The following is a 17,443-nucleotide window of genomic DNA, read 5'->3' on the forward strand; positions in this document are numbered from 1 at the left end:
CCGTGTCCGCGATCCGCAAGCTCACCCGTTTCATGCCGGCCTCCGGCCCGTCGCGTCTGGTCGCTGCGCTCAGCCTGGCGCTAGCCGCCGCGCCGGCCGGTGCCATCGACCTGATGCAGGCCTACGAGCGCGCCCTCAGCCAGGACGCCGCCTTCCAGGCGGCCCGCGCCGACACCGAGGCACGCCGGGAAGCCGTGCCCCAGGCCCGCGCCCAGCTGATGCCCAACATCTCGAGCAACCTGTACCGCAGCAAGGCCAACACCGACCAGCGCTCGATGAGCATCCTCGGCACGCCAGTCAAGCAGAGCTACGACTACTTCAGCAGCAACTACGGCATCAGCCTGCGCCAGCCGCTGTTCCGCAAGTACAACTTCGCGCTGTACCGGCAGGCCAAGTCCGACGTGGAAAGCGCCGAAGCCAACCTCGACAAGAGCCAGCAGGATCTCGTCGTGCGCATGGCCGGCGCCTACTTCGAAGCCCTGATGGCCAAGGCCCAGTACGCGCTGATCCTGGCCCAGAAAGAGGCCTACGGCTTCCAGCTGGAAGCCGCCAAGCAGAGCTTCGCCAAGGGCCAGGGTACCGTCATCGATGTGGACGACGCCCAGGCCCGCTACGACATGACCATCGCCCAGGAGCTGGAAGCCCGTCAGAACCTCAGCTACACGCGCCGCGCGCTGCAGGTCATCGTCAATGAGCCGGTGGAATCCCTCGCCGACCTGGTGCCCGCGCGCCTGGAGCTGACCCCGCCCTTCCCGACCGACGTGGAAGAATGGATCAGCCGCGCCGAGGAGACCAACCCTGAGCTGCGGGCGATGCGCGCCAACATCGAATCCGCCAACCAGGAACTCGCCAAGGCCCGCTCCGGCCATTACCCGACCGCCGACCTGGTGGTTCAGCGCAGCATGAGCGAGAGCGAGAACAACGTGTCGATCAACAGCCGCTACCTGACCTCCCAGGCCGGCGTGCAGGTGAACATCCCGCTGTTCGCCGGTGGCTACGTGTCCTCACAGATGCGTCAGGCCCGTGCCAATATCGAGAAGTTCGAGCAGCAGTACGAGGGCCGCCGCCGGGAGATCAGCCTGCAGGTGCGCAAGGAATACCAGAACATCACCGAAGGCATCGCCAAGATCCAGGCCCTGCAGCAGGCCGAACGCTCCGCCGAGCGGGCCCTGGACTCGAACCAGAAAGGCTTTCCGGCCGGCACCCGCAGCCGCGTGGACATCCTCAATGCCCAGCAGCAGCTGATCAACACCAAGCGCGACCTGGCCCAGGCCCGCCTCACCTACATTCTCGCCCGCGTACGCCTGCAAGGGCTGGTGAGTTCCCTCAACGAAGCCGAAATCCAGACCATCAATGGCTGGCTGGAGGCACCGCGGGGCTGAACCCGGGATGGGCAGGGTGTGGGGCTCCATTGAGGCCCCCACCACCGATCACCTCACCGAAAGCCCGGACAGCCATCCGGTGGGGCGAATTCATTCGCCCTCGCGGTACATAGAAACGCCTCTGCGGGCGACTGAATTCGCCCCTGCAAGAGGCATCCCCACAAGAAGATCCCCTCTCCTACAGCAGCGACAGAATCTCCTGCAGATCGCTGCGCAGTTCGGCAGTGCCGAGCGCTGACGGTGGCTGCGTAGCGGCAAGCCCTTCGACCCACGCCAACTGTTGCGGAAGGCAGACCGTCCGGGCGTCATGATGGGTGCGCACGAACTCGCGGGCCTGCAGGCCGAGGCGCTCCCGCTCGGCGGGGTCATCGAGCAGGCGGCAAGCGGCATCGGCCAGGGCCTGGCTATCGGGGTAATCCACCAGCAGCCCGCTGTCACCGTCCCGGATCGCGGCTTCCAGCGGAGCCGTCCGGCTGCCGACGATGGCGCAGCCGACGCTCATCGCCTCCAGCAGGCCTGCCGAAGCCAGGGCGGGATCGCTCAACTGCACGTGCACGGTGGACAACTGCAGCAACCCGACCCACTGGGGCCCGGCCAACGGGCCAACGAAATGCACCCGCGCCCATTCCCCCGGCGTGAGCTGCGACTGCACCTCGACGGCCAGCGCCTCGCGCCAGCTACGCTGGCCCGGAGCCGGCGCCGCCGGCCCGTCACCACCGGCGATCAGCACATGCAGCGCCGGCCGCCGCCGCAGGATGTCCGGCAAGGCGCGCATCAGCACGTGAAAGCCAGCCTGTGGTCCCAGCTCGCGGCAGGCAAAGGTGAGCACCTCGTCCTGGCGGCTCAGGGCCAGTTGCCCGTTGAGGGTCAGGCTGATATCCGCCTTCGGTCCCAGGGCTTCGGTATCGACCCCGTCCGGCACGACGCTCAGGCGATTGCGCCAGGGCTTGGGGAAGGAGTCCGCCTGCCAGCGGGTCGGCACCATACCCTGGTCAGCCTGCTCGAACTGCAGGCGCTGGGCCAGTTGCTGCATCCGCAGGGCCGCAGCCTCGGCCCCGGCCCCGGCCCCGGCCCCGGCCCCGGCGCCTGCAGCATGCCGGAAGTGGTCGCAGCAGATCCCAAGGCGTGCCTCCGGCCACACATCCTTGATGAACAGGCTCTCACCCCAGCCCGAATGGGCCACGATTACATCAGGCATGAAGCCTTCAGCCTTGAGCCCGAGGGCCGCGTTCAGACAGGCTTCGGCGACGCAGGTCTTGCCCTCGAGGTCGGCAAGCCACGGATGTACGCCCGGCGTACCGCCGCGCTGCAGCGCGAACGGCACGAGGCGGACCCCTTCCCATTCCGTGGCGCTCACCGCCTGCATCGTCAGCGCGACGACGGCATGCCCGGCCTGGACCAGCGCGGGAGCCAGGTGGACGAACTGGCCGGGGAAATGGGGATGAATGATCAGGATGTTCATGGAGATACGATTTCAGGAAACACGGGACCAGGGCGATCCCGTGGGGGCGAATTCACGCGCCCGGAAAGACTGGAAAGGGAAGCGGTGTTGGGCGAATGAATTCGCCCCCACAGTAACTATAAGAAAACCCATCACGGGGCAGCAGGATCACGCGACGGCTCCGCCGTCGTCATTGACGATGGTACGTACCGCGGTCAGCTGGACCACGCCGTCGCCAAAGCTGCCGCCAACGGGGTGGGTAACGTCGAGGTAGAAGTTCTCGTCAGCCTCTGGCGTGGTGTCGCCGATGATCTCGACGGGGATCACGGCCTGGTTTTCACCGGGGTAGAGCTTCAGCGTGCCGTGGACCGCCACGTAATCCTGGCCGGCCGTGGCCGTGCCGTCACGCGTGGCGAAATCCACGCTGAGAATTTCGTTCGGGTCGCTGCGCACACCAGTGAACTGCAGCAGGAAGTACGCGAGCGTAGTGCCACTGCTCCCCTCCGGCACCGCCTTCTTCACCTCCTCTGGCTTGGTCGGCGCATCGGGGTAATAGGCGCGCAGGCTCTGGTCGATCCACTGCTGGTAATAGCTGACCCGCTGCCAGGCGGCGAGCTCGCCAAAGCTGCTGTTGAGCTCGGAGTCGATATCCGGATGGGTACTGCCTTCGTACAAGCTGGCCGTATAGGTGGCGATACCCGCGACCTTGCCGTTAATGAAGGCAGGCCCGCCACTGTCGCCCGGTGCAATCAGCCCCTCGTCAAGGCCCAGCCCGGCGTTGAAGCGGTTGATCAGCATCCCCAGCGCGTCATGGCCGACGGTGCCATCATCGAAATCCGCCAGCAGCTGGGACCCGGCCGGAGCCGACCAGGACAGGCTGTTCCACAGGCCGCTCTGCAGGGTGCCGAAATCCACGTCCATCCGGTTTTCGGCCTTCAGACGCAGATCGCCGGCGGCATAGCCGCTCAGCGCCCCCGTTGCACCTGAGCCCGGCAGACCGTAGCCGACCAGGGTTGCCACCTGGCCGATATCGTTGCTATCCCGGTACAGGGTGTAGCGTTCGGCCGTCAGCGGCGCGCTCTGCCCCAGCCACACCAGCGCCAGATCGCTGCTGCCATTCTGGTTGTAGAGCGGGTGGACCAGCACGCTGGAAGCACTGACCGTCTGGATGCCACTGCTCGTCTCGAAGCGTACGCTGGCCGACAGGCTGCCATGGTCGAACAGGTGGGCCGCCGTCAGCACCGCTTGCCCGTCGTAGAGCAGTACGCCCGTGCCGTAATACCCCCCCGACGAGACACGCACGACCCCGTCGTAGCCCTCGCCAGGCAGGGCGCGGTTACGGAGATCGGTAAAGGAAGTGACGGTGGTGACCATGGAGCGGGCGCTACGCAGCGCTACGGTGGTGAGTCAGGGCAACGCCCCGCATTATCCTTGATCGCGGGGCCACCCGCGCGTCAATGCAGCATCTGTACGCGCGGCGCGCCACCCGCAATGGGCCCGGTAAGCCAGGACGGCCAGGACGCCAGCGGCCATTCAGCCACCCCGCACTGCGCATGCAGGATCCCCAGCCATTGCCGCAGGGCCTGTGGCTGCAAAGTCAGTTCCACCCGAGCCGCTTCTGCCCCCCGGAAAGCCAGGCGCAAAGCCTCCTCACCAGCAGTCACATCCACCGCATGAACCAGCCAGTTGCGCCGTGCCGTCTCCGGCTGCACTGGCGGCTGCGGCGACAGCGACTGCAACGCCGCCTGCAAGGCGAAGCCCTGCAGCGCATCAGCCACGCCGGGATCTTCCGGCACCGCGCCCAGAACGCCCTGCTTCTCCAGCCAGGCACAGAGATGGGGAACGAGCCGACCGATCAGCCGCCGGGTCAGCCACACAACCTCAGCCTCCCCCGGCGCCGTCTCGCCGCTCAGGCGGATGCGGTCTTCCAGCTCTACGTACTCGGTGGTGAAACGCTGCAGTTCGCTCATCGAAGATCCACCGGACTCACACCAGCAGCAGGGTCATGGCGCCCTCCTGCGCGTCCTGCGGCACGCCCACGATGCTGATGACGGTCACGTCCGTTCCCGGTCGCTCCGCGACGTGGAGATAGGCGTCGCCACCCAGCGGCCACCAGCCGATGGATTCCGCCTCGATGGCGCGCAGCTCTTGCGCCTCGTCCACGCTCGTGCCCACCTCCGCGGATACCGGGTGACTCGCATCGGGCACGGGCGTTGCACCGCTGATAATAAGGATGTCGTTCATGGCGCCCGCAGTTTCGCGGCACAGCGGGACAAGTGCAAGCGCGGCGTGCGGGATCAGACGCATCCTGCTGCTTGGCTACGTGCTTAATCTTGTCCTGTTGCGCGTGGGTGAAGGGAGCCCGCCAAGAAGACCGTCACTTCGTGTCCCGCGCAACATCCAAAAAAAGTTTCACCGGTCCTGCATCCTTTGTAATGGTCCTTCGTCTTCCATAGTGGGAAGATACAAGACGGAGGTGCAGGCCAGAGGTATTCACGCTTGAGGCGCGTCGGCCCGACTTCTGGTGAAGGCAACTCGTACTTACGGTTCGTGAGTAAGGTCGTAGAGGACGGGCCGAGTTAGCTGGGAGTCGGACATGGACTGGGTCGTAACCGCGCTTCAAGGAGGCTTCGATAGTCTGGCCTCTTACTTGGCAGCTCACGTTCTGCTTTGCCTGGTGCCCGCGTTCTTCATCGCCGGGGCATTGTCTGCCTTAGTTCCGCAGCAATCCATCATCCGCTTTCTCGGGCCTGACGCACCCAAGTGGGTGTCCTACCCTGCTGCGGCAGGTGCTGGAAGTCTTCTTGCCGTCTGTTCTTGCACCATTCAACCGTTGTTCGCGGGTATCTACAAGAAAGGCGCGGGCCTTGGCCCTGCGATTACTTTCCTGTTCTTTGCGCCGGCGGCCAACATCCTCGCTCTCTCTTACACAGGCGTCGCGCTGGGCGCAGATTTTGCAATTGCCCGTATTGTGTTGGCACTCTCTTTCGGCATCGGTATCGGCATGATTATGGCGGTGCTCTTCAGAGAAAGTGATGTCGCACGACTCGCGGACAGCCCCGAGTTCGCATCGAGTGAATCCATTTCCGGAAAGACTCTCCTCTTCTTGGGGACACTTATCGCGCTCCTCATTGCAGGCACGCTGAAGCTAGATTTCCTGAAGACTGTGCTGGTGAGCATATCCCTTCCCTGGCACAACGCGATGGCCGTTCAGCAGTTGCTGGACAACTGGGTGCCGGTCAATGAGGCGACCGGGGCCGAAGGCCTGAGCGTGCAGGGTGCCGCACTCATCGTGGCCCTCGCCTTGATTGGTGGCGTAGCCTGGCATGGGTTGGGCAAGGTGGATGAAGGAATCAACCGGCTGACCACCATCACCTTGGTTTTGGTGGTTGCGACCCTGGTGTTTGCAGCGACCGGTATTCAAGTGGGAGAAATGGGCATCACCTTGGTTATCACCGGCCGCACCCTGGCCGTCACCGTGACCAGCCTTGCCCTGATACCCCAAGGCCGCCGGTTCGAAGAATGGGACATCCAGCAATGGCTTTGGGAAACCTGGCGATTCGTAAAGATGATTTTTCCGTTACTCATTGTCGGCGTCTTTCTGGTCGGGGTGATTCGGGTCTTCATACGACCAGAGTGGGTGCAGGCCATTGCCGGAACCAATTCCGTTCTGGCCAACCTCGCCGGGGTGGTCTTCGGCGTGTTTATGTACTTCCCGACACTGGTCGAGGTTCCCATTGCCAAGATGTTCCTGTCGCTCGGCATGCATCCTGGTCCGCTCATCGCCTATTTAATGGCAGACCCCGAACTGTCGCTGCAAAGCATCCTGATAACCGCCGCTATCATCGGCAAGCTGCGGGCTTGGACCTACGTAGGCCTGGTGGCGCTGTTCTCCACGTTGGCGGGTTTGACTTACGGCGCTTGGGTAGATGGTGGTTCAGCGCTGACCCTGGGCCTCGCCGTTGCAGGATTTGTACTCGCGCTGAGCGCGATGCTTTATCTCGTCGAAACCCGCCACGACGCACTTACTTGAAGGAGCTCATCATGCTAATCAAGGTTCTTGGCCCCGGGTGTGCCAAGTGCAAACGGGTAGAGCAACTCACGCGCGAAGCTCTCGCGGAATTAGGACTTGCAGCTGACTTCGAGCACGTCACACAGCTTGAGCAAATCATGGCCTATCCCATCATGACAACGCCGGCATTAGTGGTCGACGAGGTCGTGAAGTGCTCTGGGCGCATTCCTAGTAAAGACGAAATTCTGGGTTGGCTAAAACAGTAGTCATCTCGTCTTGGATAGGTCGAAGGCCGCAATGCTCAACGCGTGATTGAGTAAAAGTGGTTGAATTTCTATACATGGAGGTCTGCCATGAATGCCGCAGCAGCCCCGGCACCACTGCCACACGCCAAAGAATGCTGTCCGACTTCAACGCGTAAGCGCATTGAATTCAAGCATGCGTTACTGGTGGATGTCCGTGAAAAAGACGAGTTCGAGAAACTAGCTCTCGATGTGCCCGATTTGTTGAATATCCCGTTAAGTGACTTCGAACGCAGGTTCAAGGAAATCCCGCGAGACCGCCAGGTCATCATGGTCAGTGCCGACGGTCATGATAGTTTGCGAGCCACGTATTACTTGATGCGCGAAGGTTACGAGGATGTATTGAACATGACTGACGGTATTGCCAAATGGATATTTCGCGGTTTCCCTGTCAAGGGAGATAGCAGTGAATTCAAGCTCGACGTGAGCGCGGGAGGTTGTTGCTCTGCCTCCTGAGCCACCAAATGTACATTTCAGGAGCTCGTCTGGGCACATGGAAAAGACCTGATGAAGACCTTGCCAATACTCTGGCAGAGACTTGTCGCTAATGGGCTAACCTGTCCTCGATGCGCACGGACAACGGCCCGGTCTTCACCAGCCGCGTGATCGGGGACTGGATCCAGCGGTACAACCACCAGCAGCCCCATCAGGCGCTGGAGATGAATGCGCCTGCTGAGGCATTCGCTTTAGCGGCGAGATCTGCGCAGGATTTGCTGGGTCAATACGCTAGGCCGATCTGCCGAAGTTCGATTTTCATTTAGTGGGAATAGCAAAGGGGCCTTCCGGCCCCTTTTGCTTACTTAGACTCCGACCAACTTTATTCTGTGGACTCAAAAGACGGGCGCGCCCCTTATTCCACCGTCACCGACTTGGCCAGGTTGCGCGGCTTGTCCACATCCGTGCCCTTCACCAGCGCGGCGTGGTAGCTGAGCAGTTGCAGCGGCACGACGTGGAGGATGGGGGACAGCAGGCCGTAGTGTTCGGGCATGTGCAGAATGTGCACGCCTTCCGACTCGGCGATCTCGCAGCCGACGTCAGCAAACACGTAGAGCTCGCCGCCGCGGGCGCGGACTTCCTGCAGGTTGGACTTGAGCTTTTCGAGCAGGCTGTCGTTGGGAGCCACAGCGATGACCGGCATCTCCTTGTCCACCAGCGCCAGCGGGCCGTGCTTGAGTTCGCCGGCCGGGTAGGCTTCAGCGTGTATATAGGAGATTTCCTTGAGCTTGAGGGCGCCTTCCAGGGCGATCGGATAGTGCATGCCGCGGCCGAGGAAGAGCGCGTGGTTCTTGCCGGCGAAGCGCTGGGCCCAGCGCTCGATCTCGGGCTCCAGCTCGACGACCTTCGCGACGGCGACCGGCAGGTGGCGCAGCAGGGCCAGGTGGCCGGCCTCGTCGGCTTCGGAGAGGCGGTTGTTCACCTTGGCGAGGGCCAGCGTGAGCAGGGCCAGCGCCGCCAGCTGGGTGGTAAAGGCCTTGGTGGAGGCGACGCCGATCTCGGGGCCGGCGCGGGTGATGAAGCGCAGCGCGGCCTCCCGCACAATGGCGGACTCCGGCACGTTGCAGATCGCCAGGGTCTTGGTCATGCCCAGACCCTTGGCGAACTTGAGGGCGGCCAGGGTATCGGCGGTCTCGCCGGACTGGGAGATGACGACCACCAGGGTCTCTGGGTCGGGCACCGACTCCCGATAGCGGTACTCGCTGGCGATCTCGACCGAGCACGGCAGCTTGGCGATGGCCTCGAGCCAGTACCTGGCCACCAAGCCGGCGTGGTAGCTGGTACCGCAGGCAAGGATCAGCACCCGGCGGGTGGCGGCGAAGACATCCACCGCGTCACTGCCGAACAGCTGCGGGGACACGCTGCCGCCGCCGGCAATCATCTCCAGGGTGTTGGCGAGGGCCTGGGGCTGCTCGAAGATTTCCTTCTGCATGTAGTGGCGGTACTTGCCGAGCTCGACCGCGTCGGCGGACAAGCTGGAGATGTGCACCGGGCGCTCCACCGGCGTACCGTCCTGGCGCGTGACGCGGTAGCCGTCGAGGGTCAGCTCGGCCACATCGCCATCTTCGAGATAAACCACCTTGCGGGTGACCTGCAGCAGCGCAGCGGTGTCGGAGGCGGCGTAATGGCCGTCCTCGCCAATGCCCAGCAAGAGCGGCGAACCCTTGCGGGCGACGATGGCGCGGCCCTGATCGATCTCGCTGATCACGCCGATGGCGTAGGCACCGACCAGGTCGGCCAGCGTGGCGCGCACCGCGTCAAACAGGTCGGGGATGGTCTTCAGTTTGTCGTGCAGCAGGTGGGCGATGGCTTCGGTGTCGGTCTCGGAGGTGAAGGCGTAGCCCTTGGCGCGCAGGGCATCGCGCAACTCTTCGAAGTTCTCGATGATGCCGTTATGCACCACCGCCAGGCCACCGGAGATGTGCGGGTGGGCATTGCGCTCGCAGGGTACGCCGTGGGTGGCCCAGCGGGTGTGGGCGATGCCGATTTCGGCAGACAAACCCGTGGCGTCGGCCTGGGCCGCCAGCTCTGCGACGCGGCCAACGGCGCGCAGGCGCTGCAGGGTCGGCTTGCCGTTCTGCTTGAGAACGGCCAGGCCGGCCGAGTCGTAGCCACGGTATTCCAGCTTGCGCAGGCCTTCGAGCAGCACGGGAACGATGTTGCGACGGGCGATGGCGGTGACGATGCCACACATGATCGAAAACCTTTCAGAGACGCCCGGTCTGCATGACCGGGCCGGAAATGGTGAACGGCCTCAGGCCTTCTTGATCTTGACCGGGCGCTTCCACCCCGGGATCGACAGCTGCTTGGCGCGCGACACGGTGAGCTGCTCGGGCGGCGCGTCCTTCGACAAGGTGGTGCCGGCACCAAGGGTGGCACCGCGCCCGACGCGGACCGGCGCCACCAGCTGGGTATCGGAGCCGATGAAGACGTCGTCCTCGATGATGGTGCGGAACTTGTTGGCACCGTCGTAATTGCAGGTGATGGTGCCTGCACCGACGTTGACCCGCTGCCCAATGTCCGCATCGCCGATATAGGCCAGGTGGTTGGCCTTGGAGTGGTCGGCGATCACGCTGTTCTTGACCTCGACGAAGTTGCCGAGGTGCACGTCCTTGCCGAGCACGGTACCCGGACGGGTTCGCGCGTAAGGACCGATGATGCAGGCCTCGCCCATCTCGGTATCCTCGATCTGGGAGAAGGCAGCGATCTTCGTGCCGGTGCCGATCTTCGCGTTCCGGACGATGCAGTTGGCGCCGATACGCACACCATCGCCAAGCTCGACGCGCCCCTCGAAGATGCAGTTGATGTCGATTTCCACGTCGCGGCCGCAGATCAACTCGCCGCGCACGTCGAGGCGGGCCGGGTCGATGACGGTCACGCCGCCGTCGGTGAGGCGGCGGGCGATGGCGCGCTGGTGGATGCGCTCTAGCTCCGCGAGCTGGGTCTTGTTATTGACGCCGAGGGTTTCCTCGAAGGCGTCGGGCTGGGTGGTGACGACCTCGAGGCCGTCGGCGACCGCCATCGCAATGATGTCGGTGAGGTAGTACTCGCCCTGGGCGTTGTCGTTCTTGAGAGCCGCCAGCCAGTGGCGCAGGCGCGCGACGGGAGCGACCAGGATGCCGGTGTTCACTTCGCGGACCGCGCGCTCGTCGGGCGCGGCGTCCTTCTCCTCGACGATGCGGGTAACCTGGCCAGCCGCGTTGCGCAGGATGCGACCATAGCCGGTGGGGTCGTCCATCGTGACGGTAAGCAGGGCAAGCCGCTCGGCGCCGGCAGCCTGGATCAGGCGTTGCAGCGTGGGCACGCCGATCAACGGCACATCGCCATAGAGGATCAGGGCCACGTCTCCGTCTTCAACCAGTGGCATGGCCTGCTGCACCGCATGGCCAGTACCCTGCGGCGGGTCCTGACGGGCCCAGGCCAGATCGGGGGCATCCAGCGCCTCACGCACCACCTCGCCACCGTGGCCATACACCACCACGATGCGCCGCGCCGCCAGTGCCCGGGCGGTGTCCAGCACATGAGCCAGCAAGGGCTTGGCGGCCAGCGGCTGCAGCACCTTGGGCAGCACCGAACGCATGCGCTTGCCTTGTCCGGCGGCGAGAACGATCACTTCCATGGAGTTTCCTGATGCAGTTTGAATGTAAGCTGGAGCGGATTCTAGCATGCGCAAAAATGCGACTTCGCGGCGCAGTTCTCGGATGCTCTACTGCGGCCCGGTGCGCTCCCTGACGCAATGCAACACTCCTTTGATCTAATACTAAAGTTCCGCGATGCGCATTCGTTAGAATCAGGACGCTGCAACGCAAAAAAACAGGATATCGCCATGATCGACGCTCGTGATTTCATCCAGAACCGGACGTTTGACGAAATTGCCGTGGGCGATTCCGCCCAACTGGTACGTACTCTGCGCCCGCAGGACATCCACCTCTTCGCGGTGATGTCGGGGGACGTGAACCCCACGCATGTGGACCCCGAATTCGCCCGCTCCAGCCAGTTCCGCGAGGTGGTCGGGCACTCCATGTGGGGCAGCGTGCTGATCTCGTCCATCCTCGGCACCGAATTCCCCGGCCCCGGTACCGTATACGTGGCCCAGACCCTCAAGTTCTGGCGACCGATCACCATCGGCGACACGCTGACCGTCACCATCACCTGCACCCAGCGCTTCGAGCACAACCACCACCTGCTGCTCGACTGCCAGTGCGTCAACCAGGACGGCTTGAAGGTCATCGACGGCACCGCCGAGGTGATGGCCCCCACCGAGAAGATCAAGCGGCCGCGCATGGCCATGCCGGAGGTCACCATCTCCGACCGCCAGCAACGCTACCTGCACCTGCTCGAGCTGACCAAAGGCATGGAGCCGATTCCCATTGCGGTGGCCCATCCCTGTGACACCGAGTCCCTGCGTGGCCCGCTGCAGGCACGGGATGCCGGGCTGGTGATCCCGGTGCTGGTCGGCCCCGAGAGCAAGATCCGCGAAGTAGCCGAGCAGGAGGGGCTCGACCTGCGCGGCGTGCGCATCGTCGACGCGCCACACAGCCACGCATCCGCCGAGATTGCCGTGCGCATGGCGCGCTGCGGCGAGGTCGAGGCGCTGATGAAGGGCTCCCTGCACACCGACGAGCTGATGGGCGCGGTGGTCGCCAAGGACAGCGGCCTGCGTACCTCCCGGCGCATCTCCCACGTCTTCATGGCTGACGTGCCAACCTACCCGCACCCACTGCTGATCACCGACGCGGCGATCAACATCGAGCCAAGCCTCGACGACAAGGTGCACATCATCCAGAACGCCATCGAGCTGGCGATCATGATGGGCGTGCCAGAGCCCAAGGTGGCGATCCTGTCCGCCGTCGAGACCGTGAACGTCAAAATTCGCTCCACCCTCGACGCGGCCGCCCTGTGCAAGATGGCCGACCGCGGCCAGATCAAGGGTGGCCTGCTCGACGGCCCGCTGGCCTTCGACAACGCCGTCTCACTGGTGGCCGCCAAAACCAAGGGCATCCGCTCCGCGGTAGCCGGCCAGGCCGACATCCTGGTGGTGCCCGACCTGGAATCCGGCAACATGATGGCCAAGCAGCTCGAATACCTCGCCGACGCCCTGATGGCCGGCGTGGTGCTGGGCGCCCGCGTGCCCATCGTGCTGACCAGCCGTGCCGATACCGCCGAAACCCGAACCGCCTCCTGCGCCATCGCGCAGCTGATGGCCCATAAACGCCGCCAGGGAGTCCGCCTGTGAAAGCCATCCTGATCCTCAACGCCGGCTCGTCGAGCCTTAAGTTCGCCCTCTTCCCGATGATCCCAGAGCTGGCCGACCGGCCGCGCCTGGCCGGCCAGGTTGAAGGCATCGGCGCCGAACCCCTGATGCATGCGGTGGACAGCAGTACCGGCGAACGCTTCGCCGAGGGCCTGACGGTGCCGGACGGCACCGACCAGAACGGTCAACACCGCCTCGCGCTGGAGTTCCTGTTCGAGTGGATCAACCGCCACACACCCGGCGTGGACATCATTGCCGCCGGCCACCGCATCGTGCATGGCGGCGACCACTACGGTGCGCCGGTAGTGCTGACACCAGAAGTGGTCAGCGAGCTGGAGACGCTGATTCCGCTCGCCCCGTTGCACCAGCCGCACAACCTGCGGGCTATCAAGTCGCTGTTCACACTGATGCCCAATGTGCGCCAGGTCGGCTGCTTCGATACCGCCTTTCACCGCACGCGCCTGCCGGTAGCCTCGCGCTTTCCGCTGCCGCGCTCGTTCTACAACGAAGGCGTGAAACGCTACGGCTTTCACGGTCTGTCCTACGAGTTCGTATCCCGTCAGCTGCCCGACCTGCTCGGCGAGGAAAAGGCCTGCGGTCCGATCCTAATCGCCCACCTGGGCAACGGCGCCAGCATGTGCGCGCTGCGCGACGGCGTCAGCCGCGACACCAGCATGGGCTTCACCGCAGTGGACGGCCTGATGATGGGCACCCGCACGGGCTCCCTCGACCCCGGCGTGATCCTCCACCTCATCGAGCAGAAGGGCATGGATACCAAGGCCCTCAGCAACCTGTTCTACAAGCAGTCCGGCCTGCTCGGCGTTTCCGGCCTCAGCCAGGACATGCGCGCCCTGCTCGACTCCGACGAGGAAGCCGCAAAGGAAGCCGTCGAGCTGTTCTGCTACCGCGCCGCCTGCATGATCGGCCACTTGTCGATGGCCGCCGGCGGGCTGGACGCGTTGGTGTTCACTGGCGGCATCGGCGAACACGCCGCACCGGTGCGTGCCCGCATCGCCGAATGGCTGGAATGGACCGGCCTGCGCCTCTATCCCGCAGCAAACCAGCGCCACGCCACGCGCATCCACGCCAAGGACAGCAAGGTGGAAGTGCTGGTGGTACCGACCAACGAGGAATGGATGATCGGCCACCATACGGTGAACCTGCTGGGGCTGAACTGAAGCAACAAGGATATTGGGACGGGGAGCCCATCAACAGGGCTCTCTCCCTTCCCCTGTGGGCGCTCTCTGGCAGGAAAGCGCTCCCCAGAAACGCAAAAAGCCCGGGTCACCCCGGGCTTTTTGCTTGATGCCTTACAGATCGATCAGCGCGGCAGGACGCTGCTGCCCATCAGGAAGGTGTCGACCTCGCGAGCGGCCTGACGGCCTTCGCGGATCGCCCACACAACCAGGGACTGGCCACGGCGCACGTCACCGGCGGCAAAGACCTTCGGCACATTGGTGGCATAGCAGCCGTCACCGTCGGTGGTGGCCTTGGCGTTGCCACGGCCGTCCTTGTCGACGCCGAAAGCTTCGAGCAGGGATGCCACCGGGTTGGTGAAGCCCATCGCGAACAGCACCAGATCGGCCGGCAGCTCACGCTCGGAACCCGGCACTTCGGTCGGCTTGCCGTCCTTCCATTCGAGTTCTACGGTCTTGAGACCCTTGACCTTGCCGTTCTCGCCGATGAACTCCTTGGTGGACACCGCGAACTCGCGGGTGCAGCCTTCCTCGTGGGAGGAGGAGGTGCGCAGCTTGATCGGCCAGTACGGCCAGGTCAGCGGACGGTTCTCTTCCTTCGGCGGCTCGGGCATCACTTCGAACTGGGTCACGGACTTAGCACCGTGACGATTGGAGGTGCCCACACAGTCGGAACCAGTGTCGCCACCGCCGATCACGATGACGTTCTTGCCAGTCGCGGAGATCGGGTTCTTGTCGTCGCCAGCCACTTCCTTGTTTTGCGGAATCAGAAATTCCAGCGCGAAGTGGACGCCAGCCAGCTCGCGGCCCGGCACCGGCAGGTCACGGGGCACTTCGGAACCGGCGGCAAGGATCACCGCGTCGAACTCGGACTTGAGCTGTTCAGCGGATACCACTTCGACGGCGTCATCGTTGATACCGGTAACACCCGGCTTCACACCAACGCACACCTTGGTGCGGAAGGTGACGCCCTCGGCTTCCAGCTGGGCCACACGACGGTCGATGGTGGACTTGTCCAGTTTGAAGTCGGGGATGCCGTAGCGCAGCAGGCCGCCGATGCGGGAGCTCTTCTCGAAGACGGTCACGTCATGGCCGACGCGGGCCAGCTGCTGGGCAGCAGCCAGGCCGGCAGGGCCGGAACCGACCACCGCAACCTTCTTGCCAGTCTTGGCGGCGGCGGGCTGGGCCGTAACCCAGCCGTTTTCCCAGGCCTTGTCGATGATCGCGTGCTCGATCGACTTGATGCCAACCGCTTCCGTGTTGATGTTCAGCGTACAGGCTGCCTCGCAGGGTGCGGGGCAGATCCGGCCGGTGAAATCCGGGAAGTTGTTGGTGGAGTGCAGGACTTCGATCGCTTCCTTCCAGTTGCCGCGATAAACCAGATCATTCCAGTCGGGAATGATGTTGTTCACCGGGCAGCCGTTGTTGCAGAACGGAATACCGCAGTCCATGCAGCGGGCGCCCTGCTTGGCCGCATCCTCGTCGCTCAGGTGGTCGACGAATTCCTTGTAGTGCTTGAGACGCTGCTCAACCGGGGCATAAGCCTCGGAAAGACGCTGGTACTCGAGAAATCCAGTTGGCTTGCCCATTGTTACGCGGCCTCCAGTTCTTTCTGTTGTTGCGCGGCCATCTCGGCCAGCGCGCGACGGTATTCGTGCGGCATCACCTTGACGAACTTGCAGCGGTAGGCTGCCCAGTCGGCCAGGATGGCCTTGGCGCGCTCGCTGCCAGTGTAGGTGGCGTGACGTTCGATCAGCATCTTGAGCAGGGCTTCGTCGGCCATGCCCAGGTGACGCACGTCGACACGACCATGGCCTTCGAGGTCGTCACCGGCCTCGGAACCCTGACGGGCGGCGAATTCTTCCTCGACCGGCTCCAGGGCCACCTGGGCCATGTTGCAGCGGCCTTCGAAAGTGCCATCCTCGTCGAACACGTAGGCCACGCCGCCGGACATGCCCGCAGCGAAGTTGCGGCCGGTCATGCCGAGCACCACGACGGTACCGCCGGTCATGTATTCGCAGCCGTGGTCGCCCACGCCTTCGACGACCGTGGTCGCACCGGAGTTACGCACCGCGAAACGCTCGCCGCCGACGCCGGCGAAGTAGGCCTCACCTTCGGTCGCGCCGTACAGCACGGTGTTGCCGATGATGATGTTGCTCGGGGTTTCACCCTTGAAGCCATCAGCCGGGCGCACAACGATGCGGCCACCGGACAGGCCCTTGCCGACGTAGTCGTTGCCTTCACCCACCAGTTCGAGGGTCAGGCCGCGAGACAGGAAGGCCCCGAAGCTCTGGCCGGCCGTGCCGTTGAGACGGATATGCACGGTGTCGTCCGGCAGGCCGGCGTGACCGTACTTGGCCGCGAAACGGCCGGACAGCATGGCGCCGACGGTACGGTTGATGTTGCGCACCGGGACTTCGAAGGAGACCTTCTCGCCGGTTTCGAGAGCCGGCTTGGCCAGCTCGATGAGCTGGTTGTCGAGGGCCTTGACCAGATTGTGGTCTTGGACTTCGGTGTGCAGGCGCGGCACGTCAGCAGGCACGTTCGGCAGGTGGAAGATGCGGCTGTAATCCAGGCCGCGAGCCTTCCAGTGCTCGATGCCGGCGCGCATGTCGAGCAGGTCGGCACGGCCGATCAGATCGTCGAACTTGCGGATGCCCATCTGGGCCATCAGCTCGCGCACTTCCTCGGCAACGAAGAAGAAGTAGTTGACCACGTGCTCCGGCTGGCCGGAGAAGCGCTTGCGCAGGGTCGGATCCTGCGTGGCCACACCCACCGGGCAGGTGTTGAGGTGGCACTTGCGCATCATGATGCAACCTTCAACGACCAGCGGTGCGGTGGCGAAGCCAAACTCATCGGCGCCCAGCAGCGCACCGATAACGACATCGCGACCCGTCTTGATCTGACCGTCCACCTGCACGCGGATACGGCTGCGCAGACGGTTGAGGACCAGGGTCTGCTGCGTTTCAGCCAAGCCCAGTTCCCACGGGGAACCGGCGTACTTGATGGAGGACAGCGGCGACGCACCAGTACCGCCGTCGTGACCGGCGATGACGACGTGGTCGGCCTTGGCCTTGGCCACGCCAGCCGCCACGGTACCTACGCCCACTTCGGACACCAGCTTGACGGAGATGTCGGCCGTCGGGTTGGTGTTCTTCAGATCGTGGATCAGCTGGGCCAGATCCTCGATGGAGTAGATGTCGTGGTGCGGCGGGGGCGAGATCAGACCGACGCCCGGCACGGAGTGACGCAGGAAACCGATGTACTCGGACACCTTGTGACCGGGCAACTGGCCACCTTCGCCAGGCTTGGCGCCCTGGGCCATCTTGATCTGGATCTGGTCGGCATTGACCAGGTACTC

Annotated in this window: 15 protein-coding genes; 7 read left to right on the forward strand and 8 right to left on the reverse strand. The window is 64.1% G+C overall.

Annotated features, from left to right (window positions below; genetic code table 11):
- Nucleotides 1-2 precede the first annotated feature (2 nt).
- Nucleotides 3-1,382 carry a TolC family outer membrane protein gene (locus ACE3RX_RS16775; protein WP_374486120.1) on the forward strand — a complete coding sequence of 460 codons (1,380 nt, stop codon included), beginning with the start codon at nucleotides 3-5 and terminating at the stop codon, nucleotides 1,380-1,382.
- A 178-nt stretch (nucleotides 1,383-1,560) separates the two neighbouring features.
- Here the strand turns inward: ACE3RX_RS16775 and ACE3RX_RS16780 are convergent, their stop codons facing one another.
- The 4 genes from ACE3RX_RS16780 to ACE3RX_RS16795 form a co-directional block, all read right to left on the reverse strand.
- The gene (locus ACE3RX_RS16780; RefSeq protein ID WP_374486121.1) at nucleotides 1,561-2,844 is read right to left on the reverse strand and encodes a glycosyltransferase; all 1,284 of its coding nucleotides are present in this window, start codon (nucleotides 2,842-2,844) and stop codon (nucleotides 1,561-1,563) included.
- A gap of 147 nt (nucleotides 2,845-2,991) precedes the next feature.
- On the reverse strand, nucleotides 2,992-4,197 hold the full coding sequence (locus tag ACE3RX_RS16785; RefSeq protein ID WP_374486122.1) for a trypsin-like serine protease: 1,206 nt from the start codon (nucleotides 4,195-4,197) through the stop codon (nucleotides 2,992-2,994).
- A gap of 80 nt (nucleotides 4,198-4,277) precedes the next feature.
- On the reverse strand, nucleotides 4,278-4,793 hold the full coding sequence (locus ACE3RX_RS16790) for a hypothetical protein (protein ID WP_374486123.1): 516 nt from the start codon (nucleotides 4,791-4,793) through the stop codon (nucleotides 4,278-4,280).
- 16 nt (nucleotides 4,794-4,809) lie between these two features.
- Entirely contained in the window at nucleotides 4,810-5,067 is a 258-nt protein-coding gene (locus ACE3RX_RS16795; protein ID WP_374486124.1) for a hypothetical protein, read from the reverse strand.
- A 352-nt stretch (nucleotides 5,068-5,419) separates the two neighbouring features.
- Here ACE3RX_RS16795 and ACE3RX_RS16800 point away from each other — a divergent pair, with 352 nt between their 5' ends.
- The 4 genes from ACE3RX_RS16800 (at nucleotide 5,420) to ACE3RX_RS16815 (ending at nucleotide 7,898) form a co-directional block, all read left to right on the forward strand.
- Nucleotides 5,420-6,856, forward strand: a complete 1,437-nt coding sequence (locus ACE3RX_RS16800) for a permease (RefSeq protein ID WP_374486125.1) — start codon at nucleotides 5,420-5,422, stop codon at nucleotides 6,854-6,856.
- 11 nt (nucleotides 6,857-6,867) lie between these two features.
- Nucleotides 6,868-7,101 (forward strand): thioredoxin family protein, encoded by a 234-nt coding sequence (locus ACE3RX_RS16805; RefSeq protein WP_374486126.1) that lies wholly within the window; start codon nucleotides 6,868-6,870, stop codon nucleotides 7,099-7,101.
- An 87-nt stretch (nucleotides 7,102-7,188) separates the two neighbouring features.
- Nucleotides 7,189-7,593 (forward strand): rhodanese-like domain-containing protein, encoded by a 405-nt coding sequence (locus ACE3RX_RS16810; protein WP_374486127.1) that lies wholly within the window; start codon nucleotides 7,189-7,191, stop codon nucleotides 7,591-7,593.
- 110 nt (nucleotides 7,594-7,703) lie between these two features.
- Nucleotides 7,704-7,898 (forward strand): integrase core domain-containing protein, encoded by a 195-nt coding sequence (locus tag ACE3RX_RS16815; protein WP_374486128.1) that lies wholly within the window; start codon nucleotides 7,704-7,706, stop codon nucleotides 7,896-7,898.
- Between the two features lie 89 nt (nucleotides 7,899-7,987).
- On the opposite strand, the gene glmS is transcribed toward ACE3RX_RS16815, so the two are convergent.
- On the reverse strand, nucleotides 7,988-9,826 hold the full coding sequence (gene glmS, locus ACE3RX_RS16820; RefSeq protein ID WP_374486129.1) for a glutamine--fructose-6-phosphate transaminase (isomerizing): 1,839 nt from the start codon (nucleotides 9,824-9,826) through the stop codon (nucleotides 7,988-7,990).
- Between the two features lie 60 nt (nucleotides 9,827-9,886).
- Nucleotides 9,887-11,251 (reverse strand): bifunctional UDP-N-acetylglucosamine diphosphorylase/glucosamine-1-phosphate N-acetyltransferase GlmU, encoded by a 1,365-nt coding sequence (glmU, locus tag ACE3RX_RS16825; RefSeq protein WP_374486130.1) that lies wholly within the window; start codon nucleotides 11,249-11,251, stop codon nucleotides 9,887-9,889.
- Nucleotides 11,252-11,458: 207 nt separating this feature from the next.
- On the opposite strand from glmU, the gene ACE3RX_RS16830 reads away from it, so the two are divergent.
- A complete protein-coding gene (locus tag ACE3RX_RS16830; RefSeq protein WP_374486131.1) occupies nucleotides 11,459-12,868 on the forward strand; it encodes a bifunctional enoyl-CoA hydratase/phosphate acetyltransferase in 1,410 nt (469 codons plus the stop codon).
- Complete coding sequence (locus ACE3RX_RS16835) at nucleotides 12,865-14,064, forward strand: acetate/propionate family kinase (protein WP_374486132.1); 1,200 nt, start codon at nucleotides 12,865-12,867, stop codon at nucleotides 14,062-14,064. Before ACE3RX_RS16830 ends, ACE3RX_RS16835 begins: the two co-directional genes overlap by 4 nt.
- Before the next feature lie 143 nt (nucleotides 14,065-14,207).
- Here the strand turns inward: ACE3RX_RS16835 and ACE3RX_RS16840 are convergent, their stop codons facing one another.
- Both ACE3RX_RS16840 and ACE3RX_RS16845 read right to left on the reverse strand, forming a co-directional pair.
- Nucleotides 14,208-15,671, reverse strand: coding sequence for a glutamate synthase subunit beta (locus ACE3RX_RS16840; protein ID WP_374486133.1), 1,464 nt, complete (start codon nucleotides 15,669-15,671; stop codon nucleotides 14,208-14,210).
- Nucleotides 15,672-15,673: 2 nt separating this feature from the next.
- A partial coding sequence (locus ACE3RX_RS16845) for a glutamate synthase-related protein (protein WP_374486134.1) occupies nucleotides 15,674-17,443 on the reverse strand: 1,770 nt, incomplete at its 5' end.

Origin of the sequence: Zoogloea sp., from assembly GCF_041914405.1 — a bacterium.
In the GTDB taxonomy this organism is placed as follows: Bacteria; Pseudomonadota; Gammaproteobacteria; order Burkholderiales; family Rhodocyclaceae; genus Zoogloea.

Bases quoted from the DNA above. Each gene is read 5' to 3' on its own strand.
- ACE3RX_RS16795 (WP_374486124.1), bottom strand. From the start codon at position 5,067: ATGAACGACATCCTTATTATCAGCGGTGCAACGCCCGTGCCCGATGCG.
- ACE3RX_RS16815 (WP_374486128.1), top strand. From the start codon at position 7,704: ATGCGCACGGACAACGGCCCGGTCTTCACCAGCCGCGTGATCGGGGAC.
- glmS (WP_374486129.1), bottom strand. From the start codon at position 9,826: ATGTGTGGCATCGTCACCGCCATCGCCCGTCGCAACATCGTTCCCGTG.
- ACE3RX_RS16790 (WP_374486123.1), bottom strand. From the start codon at position 4,793: ATGAGCGAACTGCAGCGTTTCACCACCGAGTACGTAGAGCTGGAAGAC.
- glmU (WP_374486130.1), bottom strand. From the start codon at position 11,251: ATGGAAGTGATCGTTCTCGCCGCCGGACAAGGCAAGCGCATGCGTTCG.
- ACE3RX_RS16780 (WP_374486121.1), bottom strand. From the start codon at position 2,844: ATGAACATCCTGATCATTCATCCCCATTTCCCCGGCCAGTTCGTCCAC.
- ACE3RX_RS16840 (WP_374486133.1), bottom strand. From the start codon at position 15,671: ATGGGCAAGCCAACTGGATTTCTCGAGTACCAGCGTCTTTCCGAGGCT.
- ACE3RX_RS16805 (WP_374486126.1), top strand. From the start codon at position 6,868: ATGCTAATCAAGGTTCTTGGCCCCGGGTGTGCCAAGTGCAAACGGGTA.
- ACE3RX_RS16800 (WP_374486125.1), top strand. From the start codon at position 5,420: ATGGACTGGGTCGTAACCGCGCTTCAAGGAGGCTTCGATAGTCTGGCC.
- ACE3RX_RS16785 (WP_374486122.1), bottom strand. From the start codon at position 4,197: ATGGTCACCACCGTCACTTCCTTTACCGATCTCCGTAACCGCGCCCTG.
- ACE3RX_RS16810 (WP_374486127.1), top strand. From the start codon at position 7,189: ATGAATGCCGCAGCAGCCCCGGCACCACTGCCACACGCCAAAGAATGC.
- ACE3RX_RS16830 (WP_374486131.1), top strand. From the start codon at position 11,459: ATGATCGACGCTCGTGATTTCATCCAGAACCGGACGTTTGACGAAATT.